This is a genomic window from Brevundimonas sp. KH_058 (assembly GCF_057838505.1).
Genome location: NZ_CM174469.1, coordinates 3,032,341 through 3,049,705, shown reverse-complemented (window position 1 = coordinate 3,049,705; position 17,365 = coordinate 3,032,341). Strand labels below are relative to the sequence as shown.

General features: G+C 65.5%; 19 protein-coding genes and 3 tRNA genes. 8 read left to right on the top strand and 14 right to left on the bottom strand.

Features of this window, described 5'->3' with window-relative positions; all coding sequences use genetic code 11:
• Positions 1-5: 5 nt before the first annotated feature.
• The 9 genes from trhO to AC3ISA_RS15065 all read right to left on the bottom strand — a co-directional run bounded on the left by trhO (position 6) and on the right by AC3ISA_RS15065 (position 5,290).
• A complete protein-coding gene (gene trhO, locus AC3ISA_RS15105; RefSeq protein ID WP_489178521.1) occupies positions 6-962 on the bottom strand; it encodes an oxygen-dependent tRNA uridine(34) hydroxylase TrhO in 957 nt (318 codons plus the stop codon).
• Between the two features lie 28 nt (positions 963-990).
• Positions 991-1,067 (bottom strand) — tRNA-Arg (locus tag AC3ISA_RS15100).
• A gap of 26 nt (positions 1,068-1,093) precedes the next feature.
• Positions 1,094-1,399, bottom strand: coding sequence for an ETC complex I subunit (locus AC3ISA_RS15095; protein ID WP_489178520.1), 306 nt, complete (start codon positions 1,397-1,399; stop codon positions 1,094-1,096).
• 77 nt (positions 1,400-1,476) lie between these two features.
• Positions 1,477-1,553: transfer RNA gene (locus AC3ISA_RS15090), tRNA-Pro, on the bottom strand.
• Positions 1,554-1,598: 45 nt separating this feature from the next.
• Positions 1,599-2,078, bottom strand: coding sequence for a DUF192 domain-containing protein (locus AC3ISA_RS15085; protein WP_372692030.1), 480 nt, complete (start codon positions 2,076-2,078; stop codon positions 1,599-1,601).
• Between the two features lie 21 nt (positions 2,079-2,099).
• Entirely contained in the window at positions 2,100-2,639 is a 540-nt protein-coding gene (locus AC3ISA_RS15080; RefSeq protein ID WP_489178519.1) for a cold-shock protein, read from the bottom strand.
• A gap of 223 nt (positions 2,640-2,862) precedes the next feature.
• A tRNA-Glu gene (locus AC3ISA_RS15075) sits at positions 2,863-2,937 on the bottom strand.
• A gap of 76 nt (positions 2,938-3,013) precedes the next feature.
• A complete protein-coding gene (recJ, locus tag AC3ISA_RS15070; protein ID WP_489178518.1) occupies positions 3,014-4,825 on the bottom strand; it encodes a single-stranded-DNA-specific exonuclease RecJ in 1,812 nt (603 codons plus the stop codon).
• Between the two features lie 39 nt (positions 4,826-4,864).
• On the bottom strand, positions 4,865-5,290 hold the full coding sequence (locus AC3ISA_RS15065) for a hypothetical protein (RefSeq protein ID WP_489178517.1): 426 nt from the start codon (positions 5,288-5,290) through the stop codon (positions 4,865-4,867).
• 108 nt (positions 5,291-5,398) lie between these two features.
• On the opposite strand from AC3ISA_RS15065, the gene phaC reads away from it, so the two are divergent.
• Both phaC and AC3ISA_RS15055 read left to right on the top strand, forming a co-directional pair.
• Positions 5,399-7,339 carry a class I poly(R)-hydroxyalkanoic acid synthase gene (phaC, locus tag AC3ISA_RS15060; protein WP_489178516.1) on the top strand — a complete coding sequence of 647 codons (1,941 nt, stop codon included), beginning with the start codon at positions 5,399-5,401 and terminating at the stop codon, positions 7,337-7,339.
• On the top strand, positions 7,336-7,713 hold the full coding sequence (locus tag AC3ISA_RS15055) for a hypothetical protein (RefSeq protein ID WP_489178515.1): 378 nt from the start codon (positions 7,336-7,338) through the stop codon (positions 7,711-7,713). Before phaC ends, AC3ISA_RS15055 begins: the two co-directional genes overlap by 4 nt.
• Here the strand turns inward: AC3ISA_RS15055 and msrB are convergent.
• The 4 genes from msrB to rplM form a co-directional block, all read right to left on the bottom strand.
• A complete protein-coding gene (msrB, locus tag AC3ISA_RS15050; RefSeq protein WP_489178514.1) occupies positions 7,710-8,213 on the bottom strand; it encodes a peptide-methionine (R)-S-oxide reductase MsrB in 504 nt (167 codons plus the stop codon). The genes AC3ISA_RS15055 and msrB overlap by 4 nt on opposite strands.
• 40 nt (positions 8,214-8,253) lie before the next feature.
• Complete coding sequence (gene argC, locus AC3ISA_RS15045; protein ID WP_489178513.1) at positions 8,254-9,189, bottom strand: N-acetyl-gamma-glutamyl-phosphate reductase; 936 nt, start codon at positions 9,187-9,189, stop codon at positions 8,254-8,256.
• Positions 9,190-9,290: 101 nt separating this feature from the next.
• A complete protein-coding gene (gene rpsI / locus AC3ISA_RS15040) occupies positions 9,291-9,785 on the bottom strand; it encodes a 30S ribosomal protein S9 (protein WP_135195973.1) in 495 nt (164 codons plus the stop codon).
• A gap of 2 nt (positions 9,786-9,787) precedes the next feature.
• On the bottom strand, positions 9,788-10,261 hold the full coding sequence (rplM, locus tag AC3ISA_RS15035; RefSeq protein ID WP_159851782.1) for a 50S ribosomal protein L13: 474 nt from the start codon (positions 10,259-10,261) through the stop codon (positions 9,788-9,790).
• Positions 10,262-10,527: 266 nt separating this feature from the next.
• On the opposite strand from rplM, the gene AC3ISA_RS15030 reads away from it, so the two are divergent.
• Complete coding sequence (locus tag AC3ISA_RS15030; protein WP_489178512.1) at positions 10,528-11,928, top strand: alkaline phosphatase PhoX; 1,401 nt, start codon at positions 10,528-10,530, stop codon at positions 11,926-11,928.
• Here AC3ISA_RS15030 and AC3ISA_RS15025 read toward each other — a convergent pair.
• Entirely contained in the window at positions 11,897-12,997 is a 1,101-nt protein-coding gene (locus AC3ISA_RS15025; protein WP_489178511.1) for a COX15/CtaA family protein, read from the bottom strand. The two genes, AC3ISA_RS15030 and AC3ISA_RS15025, sit on opposite strands and share 32 nt — an antisense overlap.
• 135 nt (positions 12,998-13,132) lie before the next feature.
• Between AC3ISA_RS15025 and AC3ISA_RS15020 the strand changes: the two genes are divergently transcribed.
• The 5 genes from AC3ISA_RS15020 to AC3ISA_RS15000 all read left to right on the top strand — a co-directional run bounded on the left by AC3ISA_RS15020 (position 13,133) and on the right by AC3ISA_RS15000 (position 17,093).
• Positions 13,133-13,384 carry a transglycosylase gene (locus tag AC3ISA_RS15020; protein WP_489178510.1) on the top strand — a complete coding sequence of 84 codons (252 nt, stop codon included), beginning with the start codon at positions 13,133-13,135 and terminating at the stop codon, positions 13,382-13,384.
• A complete protein-coding gene (locus AC3ISA_RS15015; RefSeq protein ID WP_372692019.1) occupies positions 13,384-13,578 on the top strand; it encodes a DUF2842 domain-containing protein in 195 nt (64 codons plus the stop codon). Before AC3ISA_RS15020 ends, AC3ISA_RS15015 begins: the two co-directional genes overlap by 1 nt.
• Positions 13,579-13,858: 280 nt before the next feature.
• Complete coding sequence (locus AC3ISA_RS15010; RefSeq protein ID WP_489178509.1) at positions 13,859-15,295, top strand: tyrosine-type recombinase/integrase; 1,437 nt, start codon at positions 13,859-13,861, stop codon at positions 15,293-15,295.
• 324 nt (positions 15,296-15,619) lie between these two features.
• Positions 15,620-15,955, top strand: a complete 336-nt coding sequence (locus AC3ISA_RS15005; RefSeq protein ID WP_489178508.1) for a hypothetical protein — start codon at positions 15,620-15,622, stop codon at positions 15,953-15,955.
• Between the two features lie 55 nt (positions 15,956-16,010).
• Positions 16,011-17,093, top strand: coding sequence for a hypothetical protein (locus AC3ISA_RS15000; RefSeq protein ID WP_489178507.1), 1,083 nt, complete (start codon positions 16,011-16,013; stop codon positions 17,091-17,093).
• The last annotated feature ends 272 nt before the right edge of the window (positions 17,094-17,365 follow it).

The following is a 17,365-nucleotide window of genomic DNA, read 5'->3' as shown; positions in this document are numbered from 1 at the left end:
CGACGTCAGTCCTTGCGAGCGGTCCCAAGGTGAATGTCGCCGCGTTTACGCGCGATCTCCATCTGCCTGTGGCGCTCGGCATAGCGTTCTCGCTGCGCGTCGTCGCGCGTCTCATGGCAACGCTGGCAGCAGACGCCCTCGACGTAGTGGCTTGAGGCCCGACCGGCGTCATCCACCGGCAAACGGCATCCTCTGCAAAGCGTGTGCGGCCCTTGGCTCAGCCCGTGGCCGACCGAGACCCGTTCGTCGAAGACGAAGCATTCGCCGCGCCATAGGCTCTTATCCTCATCTACGGTCTCAAGATAGCGCAGGATGCCGCCTTCCAGATGATGAACGTTCTCGAACCCTTCCGCCTTCAGGAAGGCCGTCGATTTTTCGCAGCGAATGCCGCCGGTGCAGTACATGGCCACGCGCTTGGCGCCCGTCTGCTCCAGCAGGGCGCGGCCCTCGGTGCGGAACCAGTCGGGAAAGTCGCGGAAGCTGCGGGTGTTGGGTTGGACCGCCCCCTCGAAGGCGCCAATCTCGCCCTCGTAGTCGTTGCGCGTATCGATGACCAAGGTCTCCGGATCGGCGATCAGCGCGTTCCAGTCCGCCGGCGACACATAGACGCCCGCCTGTCGCGCCGGGTCCAGATCCGGCTGGCCCATGGTGACGATCTCGCGTTTGACGCGCACCTTCATTCGGTGAAACGGCAAGGCGTTCGTCCAGGCGTATTTGAGCTCCAGCGTCTCGAACCCCGGCATGGCGTGGATTGTGGACAACACCGCCTCGACGGCCGCCGCCGACCCGGCGATGGTGCCGTTCAGGCCCTCTGACGCGACCAGCAGCGTCCCCCTCACCTCTCCGGCGTCGCAAACGGCCTGAAGCGCTTCGCGCACGGCGGCACGATCGGCGACGGGTGCGAAACGATAGAGCGCCGCGACACGGACGGGGTGATCGGGCGAGGTCTGAAAGTCGGTCATGGATCAGGCCCCTCGAAGGCGCCGGGGATGGCGCGCCCAGCAGGACTCGAACCTGCAACATCCCGCTTAGAAGGCGGGTGCTCTATCCGGTTGAGCTATGGGCGCTCTTGCAAGACGTCAGACGTCAGACGTCAGTGCGTCCAGGACTGCTTGCGGTTGGTGGCGAAATTGTCGGCATAGGCCTTGATGATCATCGGCGGATCGTTCGGCTCGTGCAGGCGGAAGGCGATGCCGTGGCGCTCGGCGTATTCGACCGCCTCTTCCTTCGATTCGAAGGTCAGGCGGACCTGACCGTTCATGTCGCTGGAGCTGGTCCAGCCCATCAGCGGGTCGATGGTGCGCGCCGAGGTCGGTTCGAATTCCAGACGCCAGTCGCGGCTCTTGGCCTTGCCCGACTGCATCGCGGTTTTGGCAGGGCGGTAAATGCGAGCCAGCATGGCGAAATCCTCAGTGACGGCGGGGCCTCTGGCCCTGCCATAACGCGCGCTGGATATATGATCCAGCGGCCTTCCGTTGGTCGGGGCGAGAGGATTCGAACCTCCGACCCTCTGGTCCCAAACCAGATGCGCTACCAGGCTGCGCTACACCCCGGACCGAACGGAGCGCTCTATTGGCACTTCGCGCGGCGATCCGCAATCAAGGCTTGAAATAAGGATGTAAAACTTTGTCACCGGGCTTGGCGTTGATCTCGGCAGCCCGCCCCGCGCGCAATTCCAGCACGCCATTGGCGGCGCCGTTCGACGCAATGGGTGATTCCGAGAAGGGCGTGGCGTGCGAAGCGATGGAGACGATTCGTCCCCGAGGGTCGATGTAAAGGATATCCAGGGAGCTGGGCGTGTTGCGCATCCAGAAACTCTGCTCGCGCGGCGCCTCGCCCGGCCATTGGAACAGCATTCCGCGGTCGTCCTCAAGCGGCGGACGGAACATCAGGCCGCGCTGCCGCTCAGGCTCCTCATCGGCGATCTCGACCCAGAACGGATGTTCGCCGGATGTGGTGACGATTGCCAGTTTCTGCAGCGGCTCGCCATTAGGACCAAGCGGCGCCTTGGCGGCGCAACCGGCGACAGCGAGCATCAGCAGGCCCGCCATCAGAAAACGTCTCGTCGTCTCGATCATACGCCTCTCCTGGGCGACGGATCAGTCGCCCGGTCTGATGTCCGCGACCACCAGGCCTTTCGGGCCGTTGGCGAATCGCACCCGCACCGCATCGCCGGGAATCAGATCTTCCAGGCCACAGCGACGCAGGGTTTCGATATGGACGAAGATATCGCCCGGTTCGCGATCTCGCACGACGAATCCGTAGCCCTTGGTGCGATTGAACCATTTGACCAGCGCCGTCTCCAGCTCTTCATCGGTTTCGACCGGCGGCCGTGGGGCCGTCGCGGCGGCGGGACGCCGGACGACCTGAGGCGCTTCGCCCTCCCCCAAGTCGTGGATTTCGAGCGTCTGCCAGCCTTTCGAGCGTTTGACGCAGTCGCAGGTGATGGGCGCGCCCTCGTCGGCGGCGTCGCGGCCAAGATCGCGCAGGCTGCTGATATGCAGCAGAACGTCTCGCATTTCCGTAAGGGCGGGATCGTCCGGGACGATGAAGCCATAGCCCTTCACCGCATCGAACCACTTCACGCGCCCAGTGACGCGAACGGTCTGCGCCGTCTCCGTCTCGCTATATTCAGACACTTAAGAACCCCCGTCCGTGCCTCTAACGGACTTACCCTTATGTTTAACACTGTTCCGCGAAAGTTTGAAAAGCGGAAAATGCACGCTCGGGGCGAAGGATGTGCCTTTGGGGAATGAAGACGCAGGTGCGACGCCATATAATGGAAGGCGCTTCCGCATCGTCTGAAATGTAAGGCGTTTCTGTTGCCAGGAGCCTGTTGGCTCGACCGGCGAACTGCCCGCGTGGCAGTCCCTAGGGGAGTCGAACCCCTCTTTTCAGGTTGAAAACCTGACGTCCTAACCGATAGACGAAGGGACCGCTGCGCGGGAGAGCCGGCGATATAGCCGCGCCCTCGGGACGGTGCAAGCGTGGATTTCGAGTTTTTTGGACGTCGTCAGATCATCCGGGGATCGGCGACATCCTCGATCTCGAACTGCACGCCCTTGCGGCCGTTCCAGTCGTCGGCCTTCAGCCGCCCGACGACGCTCAGCCCGCCCTGCCCCGACAGCAGGGCCTGGCCCGACGGCAGATCGGCGCAGCGCCAAGCGATGGCCTTCACCGATGCGCCGTCCGCGCCGACCAGGCGACAACGGACATGACCGCCGTTCATCGCCACGGGTTCGCGCGCCTGAACGCCGGTCAGGGCAAAGCTCGGTTCGGGATTGGCGGGACCGAAGGGCGCCAACTGCTCGAACGATTCGAACAGGGTGCGAGTCGCCGCGCCGGGGTCGATCAGGGCGTCGATCTCCAGCACGTCCTGGGCGACCGCCTCGACACGTTCAGAGGCCAGCCGTTCGTTCAGGAATGTGGTCAGTTCCGCCACGCGCGCGCTGTCCATCGTCAAGCCGGCAGCCATGGCGTGACCGCCTCCCGCCATCAGGATGCCGCTCTCCCACGCCGCCTGGATCGCGCGGCCCAGGTTCATGCCGATCTGGGATCGTCCCGACCCCTTGCCCAGTCCGGTCACCGGATCGACGCCGATGACGATGACCGGCTTGCGCCAGCGTTCGCGCAGGCGGCCCGCGACGATGCCGACGACGCCGGGATGCCAGTCCTCGCCCGCGACCACGACGACTGCGGTGTCGTCGGCATGGACGCCGGTGGCCTCCACGCGTCGGACGGCGGCATCCGTCACCTGCCGTTCGACGTCGCGCCGCGACAGATTCAGCGCGTCCAGTTCTATCGCCAGCGCCTCGGCCTCGGCCGGGTCATCGGTGGACAGCAGTCGCGCGCCCAGGTCCGACCGTCCAATGCGACCGCCGGCGTTGATGCGAGGCCCCAGAATGAAGCCGGCATGGTTGCTCTTGGCCGGCCCCAGCTCTGCCCCCGCCGCCGCCAGCAGGGCGCGCAAGCCGGGATTTCGCCAGTCGCTCATGACCTTGAGCCCTAATCCGGTCAGAGCGCGGTTGAAGCCGGTCAGACCGGTGACATCGCAAATGGCCCCCAGCGCCGCCAGATCCAGCCACTGGCGAATGTTCGGCTCCGGCCTATCGGTGAAAAGGCCGCGCCGGCGTCCCTCACGGTTCAGGGCCGCCAGCAGCACGAACACTACGCCCGCCGCCGCCAGATTGCCCTGACCGGAGGTGCAACCCGGCCGGTTAGGATTGACGACCGCAAGCGCCGTCGGCGGCTCGCTGCGCATCAGGTGGTGGTCGATGACCACGACGTTCAGGGCGATGGCGGCGGCATGGGCCAGCGCCTCGTTCGCCGCAGCGCCGCAGTCCACGGTGATGACCAGGTCCGCGCCCGAGGCCTTCAGCGTGTCGAAAGCCTTTGCGCTGGGGCCGTATCCCTCGGTCAGCCGATCGGGCACGTAGATCGACAGCTCATGATCCATCGCCCGGAACCAGCGCACCAGAAGCGCCGCGCTGGACGCCCCATCCACGTCATAGTCGGCGAAGACGTGGATGTTGGCCTTGGCCTGGAGAGCGTTCAGGATCGCATCGGCCGCCGCATCCATGTCCATGAAGCTGGACGGGTCGGGGAACAGGGCGCGCAGGGTCGGCGTCAGGAAGTCGGCCCCCTGATCCGCCGATACGCCACGTGACGCCAGGGCGCGGGCAAGGAGTTCGTCCAGCCCCAGGCCCTGCATGTGGGCTCGGGTCGTCGCCGCATCTGCCGGCCGCTGACGCCAGGCACGACCTGAGAGGGACCGGGTCACGCCCAGGAATGCGTTGAGTGTCTTTGCGCCGCCGTCGTCCGCCATCAGCGCATCATCGCGGGATTCTGCATCCCCGGCGACCGGTCATTGCGTCGGGCGGCGGTCGAGCGGCGGCGGCGCCTTGGCGCGGTCGCGCAGGCTCTGGGCGAAGGCTTCGATGTCCGCCTGGGTGCGGGCGGCGTCGGGCGAGACCGGCACGGATCGGACCGCAGCCGCCGTCTCGGCGGCGAGGGCCTCGGGATCGGTCAGTGTCCAGTCGATCCGCGCGATCTCGCTTTTCAGCGTCGTGCTGTCATTCTGCAAGCGCTGAGCATTTGCCGCGACCTGAGCGACGGGCGGCAGGTCGGTGGGCGCTGCCGGGAAATCCTCCCACCGAGGATAGTGGCGATTGGCGTCGACCAATTCCTGAACGCGCGGCGCAAGCGGCGAAACGGGCTCGGTCTTGGACGCAGACCCGCCGATGCAGCCGGCCAAGGGTGCTGAGATCGCGACTACGGCGATCAGGATCATCTTTTTCGAGAGCGACGCGTTCATTTCCTGGCTGGTCTTATGCCATCATCGCTGCGCGCGGAAGGGCGGATGAACCGACCTCTGCTGCAGGAAGCGCGAAGGACGATCATGGCCAAGCTCCCGCAGACCCCGACAGACGCCGCCGAACGCCCGGCGCGCAAGGCCGGACGCCCCACGTCCGCCAAGCCCCGCCCCCCGCGCCAGCTCAAGCCAAAGCCAGCCGAACCGCAGGAGGCGCCGGCTGAAATCGTCGCCGAGGGTGCGCGCGAACAGGCATTCCCCGGCGCCGCACAGGCCGAACTGATCGAAACCCTGTCGATGAACCTGGCCAAGGCGGCCATGATGGCCCAGAGCGCCATTGCAGAAGCGGCCCTGACACAGGCCGACCGCCCCGCCGCCCTGTCGGCCGATCCGTTCAACGTCGCGCCCGCCATGACCTCGGTGATGACCAGCCTGGCGGCCCAGCCCGACAAGATGATGCAGGCGCAGGCCGACCTGTTTGGTCGCTATATGCAGCTGTGGTCGTCCACAGCGCGTCAGGCGGCAGGCGAGGCGCCTGATCCTGCTCCGACCGACAAACGGTTCAAGGACCCGGCCTGGTCCGAAAATCCCATGTTCGACATGATGCGTCGATCCTATCTGCTGACCTCGGACTGGATGAACGGCCTGATCGCGGGGGTGGAGGATGTCGATCCGACGCTGAAACGCCGCGCCCAGTTCTTCACCCGCCTGCTGACCGACGCCTTCTCGCCGTCGAACTTCCTGGCGTCCAACCCCGTCGCGCTGAAGGCCCTGGCCGAGACCAGCGGTGAATCGCTGGTGAAGGGGATGCAGAACTTCGCTGCCGATCTGGAACGCGGCGGTGGGTCGCTCCGCATCAGCCAGGCCGACTACGGCAAGTTCGTCGTCGGCGAGAACGTCGCCACTGCGCCGGGTCAGGTCGTCTGGCGCGACGAGCTGTTCGAACTGATCCAGTATGCGCCGTCGACCGAGACCCAGCACGAGATCCCGCTGCTGATCTTTCCGCCCTGGATCAACAAATTCTACATCATGGACCTGCAGCCGGCGAACTCGCTGATCCGCTGGCTGTCGGCCCAGGGCTTTACGGTGTTCGTCTGTTCCTGGGTCAATCCGGACAAGGACAAGGCCGGGTTCGGCTTCGACCAGTATCTGGAAAACGGCATCTACCGCGCGGTCGAGAAGACGCTGGATCAGGCCGGAACGAAGCAGCTGAATGCCGTCGGCTATTGCATCGGCGGCACCCTGCTGGGCGCCGGTCTGGCGCACATGGCGACCAAGAACGACAAGCGGGTCGCCGCCGCGACCTTCTTCGCCGCCCAGCATGACTTCGCCGAGGCGGGCGACCTGCTGCTGTTCACCGACGAGCACTGGATCGCCGAGATCGAGCGTCAGATGGATGCGGCCGGCGGCGTCCTGCCCGGCGCGGCCATGGCCGAGACCTTCAACGCCTTGCGCTCCAACGACCTGATCTGGTCCTTCTTCATCAGCAACTATCTGCTGGGCAAGGATCCGCCCGCGTTCGACCTGCTGTTCTGGAACGCAGACCAGACGCGGATGCCCAAGACCCTGCATCTGGACTATCTGCGCCAGATGTACGGGGCCAACGCCCTGGCCCAGGGCGGCTTCCAGATCGGCGGCCTGACGGCGGACCTGTCGAAGGTGTCTATTCCGCTCTATTTCCAGGCCAGTCGCGAGGATCACATTGCGCCGATGAACTCGGTCTATCGCTCGGCCAAACTGTTCGGCGGCAGGGACGTGACCTTCACCCTGGCGGGGTCGGGCCATATCGCCGGCGTCATCAACGCCCCTGCGGCCAGGAAATACCAGCACTGGACCAATGCCGCCCTGCCCGCGACACTGGCCGAATGGCAGGCCGACGCAGTAGAGCATCCCGGCAGCTGGTGGGAACATTGGGCGGCCTGGCTGGGCGAGCGCGCTGGGCCTCAGATCACCGCCCGTGATCCTGAACAGGGGCCGCTCAAGCCCATCGAGCCGGCGCCCGGCAGCTATGTGAAAGTGAAGTCTTGAACCGTATCGAACCCAACGCCCTGCTTGCGATCAGCACGGTGGTGGCGCTGATCCTGCTGATCATGACAGCCAGCGTCTTCGGCGAGCCGGGCAATACGGTGAAATACATCATCTCGGCCATCATCTGCTCGGCCGCCTTCGTGCTGCTGAACGGGCGCATGGCCCGGATGATGAAGCGGCCGGCGGTCCAGCCGATGATCCATCCCAACGCGCCCGGCACGGCGGTCTGGGCCGGACTGTTTCCGCTGATCGTCATCGGCATGGCGTGCGCGCCGGTTTTCTTCGCGGGTCACGACTATGGCCTGCTGGTCATCATCGCCTCGGTCATCTTCGGCCTGACCGTCGATTCCGCCGTCAGGGCGCGCCGGAGCTAGGCGGCGACGAACTTCAGCGCTACGCCGTTGTTGCAGTAACGCAGGCCTGTGGGACGCGGGCCGTCGTCGAACACATGGCCCTGGTGCGCCAGACAGCGGGCGCAGTGATATTCCGTGCGTGGGATGCCGATGGCCAGATCGCCCTTTCGGCCGATGTTGGCGGCGATCACGTCATAGAAGCTGGGCCAGCCGGTGTGGGAATCGAACTTCCACTGCGACCGGAACAGCGGCAGGTCGCAGCCCTTGCAGATGAAGTTTCCGCGCCCGTGCTGGTCGTTCAACGGGCTTGAATAGGGTCGCTCCGTCCCCTCGTGCCGCATGACGCGCCATGAGGCGTCGCCCAGCCGGCGTCGCCAGTCGGCATCGGTGACGCGGCGATAGGGCGAGGTCGCATACTGCCCCTCGCCTGCCTCAGAGGTTTCGGGCGAACAGGCGGACAGGGCGAGCGCGCCGGCGCCCATCAGAAGGCCCCGGCGATTCACGATCAGGGACTGGGTCATGCCCTTCATACGACGGACGCGGTGAAATGGTTTCAGCCGATCAGATCAGGCCGATCGTCTCGTCCAGCCCCAGCATGATGTTCAGGTTCTGCACAGCCGCGCCTGACGCGCCCTTGCCCAGGTTGTCGAGCAGGGCCACCAGCCGCGCCTGTTCGCCGTTGCGATCGCCGAAGACGTGCAGACGCAGGCGGTTGGTGCCGTTCAGACCCTCGGGCTCCAGTCCCGACATGGCCTCGGTTTCTTCCAGATCGGCGACCTCGACGAAGTGCCGCCCCTCATAGGCCTCGACCAGTGCGCCGTGAAGGCGTTCGACGGATGGCGTCTCCGGCAGGGCCGCCAGATGCAGCGGAACCTCCACCAGCATGCCCTGACGATAGTTTCCGACCGCCGGGGCGAACAGCACGTCGCGGCTCAACCCCGTGTGTTTCGTCATTTCCGGCACATGTTTGTGCTTCAGCGACAGGCCATAGGCGCGATAGGCGGTCGCCGCCTCAGGCGCCTCGAACTCGGCGATCATCGCCTTGCCGCCCCCGGAATAGCCCGACACCGCATTGACCGTGACCGGATAGGCCGCCGGAACCAGCCCCGCCTTCACCAGCGGCCGCATCAGCCCGATGAAGCCGGTGGGATAGCAGCCAGGGTTCGACACGAACGACGACCGCGAGATCAGCGCGCGCTGTCCCGCATCCATTTCGGGGAATCCATAGGCCCAGCCAGGCGCAACCCGATAGGCGGTCGAGGCGTCGATCACCTTGACCGACGGGTTCTCGATCATGGCCACAGCTTCCCGCGCCGCATCGTCGGGCAGGCACAGGATTACCGCGTCAGCGCCGTTCAGCGCCTCGCGCCGCGCATCCACGTCGCGACGACGATCGCCCAGCAGGACCAGTTCCAGATCCGGACGCGCCTCCAGCCGCTCGCGGATCTCCAGCCCCGTGGTGCCGGCCTCGCCGTCGATGAAGATGGTGTGGGTCATAGGCTGCTCCTGACCGTCCTCCCTTGCGGGAGAAGATAGACAAGAAAAAGGGCGCTCCGGGTGTCCCCGAAGCGCCCCAAATCCAAACCGCGTGAACGCGATTAGCGCTTCGAGAACTGGAAGGAACGGCGAGCCTTGGCGCGGCCGTACTTCTTGCGCTCGACGACGCGGCTGTCGCGGGTCAGGAAGCCGTGCGGCTTCAGGACCTTGCGCAGTTCCGGTTCGAAGTGCGTCAGGGCGTGCGACAGGCCGTGGCGGATGGCGCCAGCTTGACCCGACAGGCCCGAACCTTCGACGGTGCAGATCACGTCATATTGCGTGGCGCGGTCCGAAACAGTCAGCGGCTGGGCGATCATCATGCGCAGCACGGGACGAGCGAAATACTGCTCCTGGTCCTTGCCGTTGACGGTGATCTTGCCGGTGCCCGGCTTGACCCAAACGCGCGCGATGGCGTTCTTGCGCTTGCCGGTCGAATAGGCGCGGCCCTGGGCGTCCAGCTTCTGGACATAGACCGGGGCGTCGTTCTCGACCGAAGAGCTCAGGCCCTTCAGGGCGTCGAAGCCGGTGGCGGCGGTGTCTTGCGTCGCGTCAGTCATGCTCAGGCGCTCCGGGTGTTCTTGGGCGACGCCGACGCGAAGTCGATCGTTTCCGGTTGCTGGGCTTCGTGTTCATGTGCGCCGCCGGCGAACAGGCGCAGGTGCGTCATCTGCTTGCGGGCCAGGGGGCTTTCTTTCGGCAGCATGCGTTCGACGGCCTTCTCAAGCACGCGCTCGGGGAAGCGACCGCCCAGAACCTTCTCAGGCGTGGTCGACTTGACGCCGCCCGGGTGGCCGGTGTGGCGATAGTAGACCTTGTCGGTCGACTTCTTGCCGGTGAACACCACCTTGTCGACGTTGGTCACGACGACATAGTCGCCGCAGTCAACGTGCGGGGTGTAGTCGCCGCGGTGCTTGCCGCGCAGACGGTTGGCGATGAAGGTCGCGAGACGGCCCACCACGACGCCTTCGGCGTCGATGTGGATCCATTTCTTCTCGACCTCGGCCGGCTTCAACGAAGCCGTAGTGCTCTTCAGCATGAGGGGGTTCCTGGAGACGAAAATCGGGTCCGGCCCCCGAGGGAACCGAATGAAGGCGCGCTGATACAGGAGACGATTGGTCGCGTCAACGCGTTCGAATGCGTCACAATGACCACAAGATGCTGTTATTGTTGGTGATTACAAATACGGTATTAAAATACCCGACACATTCCGGCTTTCAGCGTTACGAAATAACGCCTTTCGTCATCAAACCATGACCTTTCCGGGCCATCCGGGGGCCGATCTTCTCTCGGAGCCCTCTCATGATCCTTCACCGTCGCGGCCTGATCGGCTCCAGCGCCGCCCTCGCCTTCTTGGGTCTGGCCCACAGCGTCCAGGCCGCCGCCGAGGAAACCTACGTCAACGAAGTCGAGGGCTACGGTCCGCTGAAGCGCGATCCCAACGGCATGCTCGACCTGCCCGAGGGCTTCTCCTACCGCATCGTGTCACAGGGCGGCGAGACCATGGCCGACGGCCTGCTGGTCCCCGGTCAGTTCGACGGCATGGGCTGTTTCGCCCTCGATGGAAACCGTGTCGCCCTGGTCCGCAACCACGAACTCAAGGGTTCGTCCGCCGCCCACCGCAACTGGGGCCCCGGCGGCTACAACCAGCAGCGCATCGACCTGCTGGATGCGGGCCGCGCCTATGACACCTACAAGGACGGCCGGCCCCTGCCCGGCGGCACGACTACAGTGGTCTATGACATGGCGACCGGTAGGACCGAGCGCCAGCACCTCAGCCTAGCGGGCACCAGCACCAACTGCTGCGGCGGCCAGACGCCCTGGGGTTCATGGCTGACCTGCGAGGAGACGGAGGAAACCCCCGCCGACGCCGACGTGACCAAGGAACACGGCTATGTCTTCGAGGTGCCGGCGCGCGCCGAGGGCCTGGTCGATCCAGTCCCGCTGAAGGCTATGGGCCGGTTCGACCACGAAGCGGTCTGCGTCGATCCGCGCACCGGCATCGTCTATCTGACGGAGGACCGGGCCGACGGCCTCTTCTACCGCTTCATTCCCGACACGCCCGGCGAACTGATCAAGGGCGGCCGACTTCAGGCCATGGTGCTGCGCGATCACAAGGGCGTCGACACCTCGAACCATGACGCCCGAGTCTGGTCGGTCGGCGACTGGCTGAGCGTCGACTGGATCGACATGGCCGACGTCGAGAGCCCGCAAGGCGACCTGCGCCAGCGCGGCCATGCCGAAGGCGCCGCCCTGGTCGCGCGGGGCGAAGGCATCTGGTGGGGCGACGGCGAAATGTATCTGACCGCCACCTCGGGCGGCCCGATCCAGCGCGGCCAGATCCTGCGTTATGTTCCCTCGCCCGACGAAGGCCGCCCCGGCGAGACACGTCGTCCCGGCCGCCTCCAGCTGTTCGTCGAAAGCACGAACGAGAAGACGCTGAACATGGGCGACAACATCACCATCGCGCCGTGGGGCCATCTGATTGTGTGCGAGGACAACTATTCCAGCGCCATCCGCAATCATCTGAAGGGCGTCACGCCCGACGGCAGGATCTACACCCTGGGCCGCAACGTGTTTCAGGGGAACTCGGAGTTCGCGGGCGCGGTCTTCTCGCCCGACGGCGGGACGCTGTTCGTCAACATCCAGTATCCCGGCGTGACCTTCGCGATCACCGGCCCATGGAGCGCGGTCCGGACATGAAGATGCGAGGCTGAGCCCGCAACACCAGCCACAGGTTCGCCGTCGCCACGGCCAGCACGACGGCGGCCCCACCCTGATGCAGCACACCCAGCCACACCGGCACGGCGTGTATCAGGGTGACGATCCCCAGCAGGGCCTGGAACCACACCACACCCGCCAGGATGAAGGCGGCCAAGCCCATCCCCTCGGCCACGCGCCAGCGCCAGGCCTGGAAGGCATAGATGCTGACGGCGATCAGCAGCCCATAGGCCACCAGCCGGTGATTGAACTGCGTCAGGGCCTGATCGTGCAGGAAGGCGCTCGCCCCCAGGCTCCAGTCCGCGGGCGGTAACACCGCGCCATTCATCAGCGGCCAGTCGGTATAGACCAATCCGGCATGACCGCCCGCGACCAGGGCGCCCAGCAGGCACTGCACGAACACCGCGCCCAGCAGGAAGCCCGCGCCTCGCGCCCAACCCGCAGGCGGACGCCCGTGGTCCTCGCCGTTCCACGCCTCAAGCCCGGTCCAGATCAGTGCAGCGAACAGAACGAAGGCCAAGCCCAGGTGCGTCGCCAGCCGCTCTGGCGCGACGCTGACCCGCTCGGACAGGCCGCTGGACACCATCCACCAGCCGATCAGCCCCTGCAGGCCGCCAAGGGCCAACAGCAAGACGCAGCGCCAGATCAGCCGGTCCGGCATGGCCCACTGACGGAACAGCGAACTCGGCGGCGCAATGCGGCACAGCAGGAAGAAGACCAACGGTAAGGCGAACACCATCCCGACCAGCCGGCCGATCAGCCGGTGCAGCCATTCCCACCAGAAGATGCCCTGAAACTCGCCCAGGCTCATGCCGGCGTTGACCTGGGCATACTGGGGGATCTGTTGGTATTTCTCGAACGCCTCGGCCCACTGGGCGGCGTTCAGGGGCGGGATGGCGCCCATGATGGGCTTCCATTCGGTGATCGACAGGCCCGATCCCGTCAGACGGGTGATGCCGCCGATAACGACCATCAGGAAGACGATGGCCGCCGTGGCGAACAGCCACACGGCGACGATGCGATTGCGATCTGGATTTCCGAAACGGTTCATTCGACGCCTGACGCTGACCCGGATATGCTGTCGCGCTCGACCATGACCAAATCGCGACCGGTGCGGTATGCCCCCCTGGAGCGACAAGATCGAGTCGGATTGAGTTAACGGCGCTGACGCCGCAGGAGATCAGGGTTGCAATACGCCGATATCGCCGCCGCCGTTGTGGGCGGCCTGCTGCTGGCCTGGATCGCGGACCTTTTGACGGGCCGTCGCGGCTTCGGCGGCACCAGCCTGGTGTCCGGCGTCGGCCTGGCCTGCGGCTGGTTCCTGGCCGTGCGCGTGTTCGCGATCAGCACGATGGACAGCTGGGTCTGGGCGCCGTGGGCCTTGGTCGGATCGGGCTTCTGCCTGCTCGCCTTCTTCCTGTTTCGGAACAAACGCTGATGCACCCGCGTCTGCGTCGCTTCGTCGCCGCGATCGGCGTGCTGGCCTTCCTGGTCTTCTGGGTGTGGGGCCTGATCGCGCTGCGCGGAATGTTGCCGCCATCGCAGTGGATCGACTTCCTCTTTTTTGGCATTGGCGGCACCGCCTGGGGCCTGCCTCTCATCCCGCTGCTGAAGTGGGCCGAGCGCGGCTGAGTCAGGCCTAGAAACGGCGATGGGGCCGCCCGTAAGGACGACCCCACCATCAATCATTCTTTTGCAAGAATGGTCGGAGCGACAGGATTCGAACCTGCGACCCCTTGACCCCCAGGCTAACCTGAGGTTGTTTTCAGCACTTTTCACCGCTGTGCAGGACTGTGCTAGCGCATTGTTCCTGCGTATATTTTTGACCTCATCGCTGTTCACCGCTATTTTCTGAGTTGCTGCAATCTGTGCCCCATATGTGCCCCAGCAAACGGGGCCATCGGAGATCTGGATGCCGACTTTGAAGCTCACGGACCGAACGGTTGCGTCGGCGAAGGCCATCGAAGGCGGCCGTCTTGAGCTCTGGGATTCGGGCCTCAAGGGCCTTTATCTCCGGGTATCCTCGGACACCAAAATCTGGGGTTATAGGTATCGCCGGCCGGACGGAAGTCAACCGCGCATCCGGCTCGGCCACTACGTCCCGCCCGAGCACGCCATAGGCGACACCTCGGCCCTGACGGTTGCCGGAGCCAGGGCGAAGGCCCGCAAGATCCAGTCCGAGGTCGACGACGGCAAGGACCCGGCAACGACGCGCCAGTTGGTCAAGGCCGAGGCCAAGACTGAGGCCATCCGCACGGTCGAGGATCTGGCCGAAGCCTATTTCACCGTCTGCGAAACCGGCGAGTATCGCCCGAGCCGCCGTCGCAAACGGCCTCAGACCATCAAGGCCGAGCGCTATCTCTACAAGAAATACCTGACCCCGCTCGGCCGCATCAGGGTCGAAGCCCTCACCCGCGATGCTGTTCGAAAGCTGCTGCGTGATCTTCTGACCGCCGGGCGCGGCACGACCTGCAACCGAGTGCGCGGCCTGCTCCGCCAGATATACGCCTGGGGCGTGCTCGAGGGGCGCGTGACCCGCAATCCCGCCGGGGAACTCGCGGACCTGGCCGAAGAGATCCCCCGCACCCGCATCCTGACGGATGATGAGACCCGCGCCCTATGGAAGGCGCTCATCGATCCTACCGGGCTACGCCGTCCCCTCCCCCGCGGTCGCGAAGAGCCGGTGATGGTCAGCCGACCGGTCCGCATCGCCATCCAGCTCGCCATGCTGACGCTTCAGCGGCGGGGCGAGATCGCCGCCATGCGCATCCCGGAAATCGACTTCGGCGCGGCCGTCTGGACGATACCCGCGGAGAAGACAAAAGCCGGTCGGGTGACGGCCGTCCCTCTCTGCGCCACCGCGATCGACCTCATCCGTGAGGCGATCGCGCTTCGGTCCGAGCCGGCGCCGGGTGACGACCCGTCGTCCTATGTCTTCGTCGGTCGCAGCAAGACGGTCCCCTATCTGTCGCCGGCCGCCATCAGCCATGCGATGCGCGACATCAGGGAAGGGATCGGGTCGCCGGACCTGACCGCCCACGATCTCAGACGTAGCGGGGCCACCCGCCTCGCGATCGCCGGGGTCAGCCCCTTCATCTTGTCGAAGCTGCTCAATCACGCCGGGGACTTCGGAGGCGGATCGCCGATCACCATGGCCGTCTATGTCCAGCACAACTACATGGCTGAGAAGCGCGCCGCGATCGCCCAGCTGGAGACGCTACTGCTGTCCGTAATCAATCCGCCGGCCGAAAGCGCCCCGGACGCGCCCGACTACGCCACGGCAGCGCGTTCCGCGCTCAGGTTCTTCAATCCCGCCGCCGACGTTGAAACGCCAGGCGCGCAGCTTTGAAAGAACATCCTCGGCCGGGTTCAAGGCGGCGCCGGGCGGTGCACGGGGCGCGCGACCTGTGGCGCTCTGGCGGGAGCGGCGGGACCGGGCTGACGAACAGCGTCAAAGCCCAGGTCGGCGGTTCGTCAAGCCAAACGGTTTGACCGCGGTCCTGATACGACACCGTGGGTGTTCAAGACCCTCCGATGGTCAAACCTGCTGGTCCCATCCAACACGCCGCACGCCCTCACGGAACCGCGGTTCTTGCTCGCCCCGGCGGGCGCGTCCTAAGCTTCGATAATGACGCCTCCTACGATTGAAGATCTGCACTCCGCGGAGGCCGCCTTGAAGGCCGCCGTCGCACGTCAGGATGCCTATGATGGCAACAATCCCGACAAGCACGCCACATCGGTTCGATTGGCGCGTGAAGAAGTCGCACGGCTGGCTCGGACGCTTAAAGCGGCTGGACTGCTGCCGCGCACGGATCATGAAGCGTTGGAAGTGCGACTGGACGCCGCTTTTCCCGAAGCGGCCAGCAGGGACCAGGTGTCCTTGGAGGGCGTCCGATATGAGCGGTGGTTCCGCCCGGCGACGCGCTCGCTATCAGGCAATCCGATGAGCTGGGATCGGGGCTGGACAGCTCTCGATCCGATCGCGCCAGTCTCACGTCCAGAAGACTGAGGGCGGCCCGGTGCCCAAATTCCATCATCGTTTCACCCCGGCTCGCGGGTCCACTTTGGGCAACAGCGTCGATCTCGCGACCCGCCAGATCGAGGACGCGGGGATCCTGGAAGTTCTTCAGACACCGGGAGCGGCCTTGGGGACGTGGGCGGTTTTCGACGCCCTGCTGGTTCCCGGCCATGAGTGGTTCGTTTTTCATTCCCCGCTTGGCCAATCCCGTGAGGTCAAGACGGCGCTCTCGGGCCTGTTCGGTCGCTTTGTGGCGCGCGCCTACGCGACCCACCATCTCGGCTTCTCCCACTTCCAGACCATTCACTCTCCGCCGATGCAGCTGACCGGGGCCGGCGGTTACATCCGACGGAGCCGGGGGCATCCCACCGGGGACCTGCCGGACTGGGCGGCCTGGGCGCCGTCAGGGCAGCTGGCGATCATAGAGGCGAAGGGCTGCAACGCGGCCAGCGGCCTTGGGACCGTGCTGGCGAAAGCCTACGACCAGTCCAAGCGCGCGACGATCACCGTCGGACGTCGCAACGCGACCTTCAAACGTTATGCCATAGCGACCCGGTGGGGAGTCGATACGTTGGGCAGCGCCCCCAAACTCTGGGTTCAGGACCCTGAGGTCGAAGGCACAACGACCCCGGAGGAGCAGATCGCACTCGGCCTAGGCATGGTGCGGCGACACTACGGCTCCCTGATGCACGGGCTTGGCCTTTTCGATCTCGCTGCGGCCCTCACCGACTTGGCAAAAGCGTCGCCCGACGACCAGTTGGCTGCTCAGCGCCGCGCAACAGACGTGCTGGGCGATGCGCCACGAAGGCGGGTCGATGCGGAGCAACGCGACGCGCCGATTGAAGCGGTCGTCGGAGCCTATCTCACCCGCGGCGGATTACTGCCGCCCGCCGAGGCTTTGACGATCGACGATCATCGCGTGCTGACCAAGCTCCAGCTCCGGCCCGCGCTCGTGGGGGTCGAGCAGGTCACGCTGAAAGCGGCGATCGCGGGCGACTTGGCTGGGCTGAAAGCCCGACTTTCTGTCGACGACAACACGGCCGCAGCCGAGCGGGCGCCGAGCCTTGACCGATCAGGCGTCTGGATCAGTCGATTGGACGAAGATCTGGTGCGTATCGAAGCCGAATGAGCCGCCCTGTTTTTCGGAATCAGCAACTGCAGCCTCCGGTCAGCCAGATCCAAGCGCCCACGCGGTGTCGAAACCGGCGATGACGGCTGGTCGTGTAGGAAGAGGGGCCGGACCAACATCCGTGAAACTGAGCCCCACGAATTGCTGAGAAAGGGGCAACCTGAAATGGTTCAGCGATTCGGGAGCTCTCAATGAAACTGACTGCACGCCATTTCGGCTTGGTCTCGCTCGGTCACTATGCAGGATCAAGCGCGGTGGTCGAAGGGCCTCCC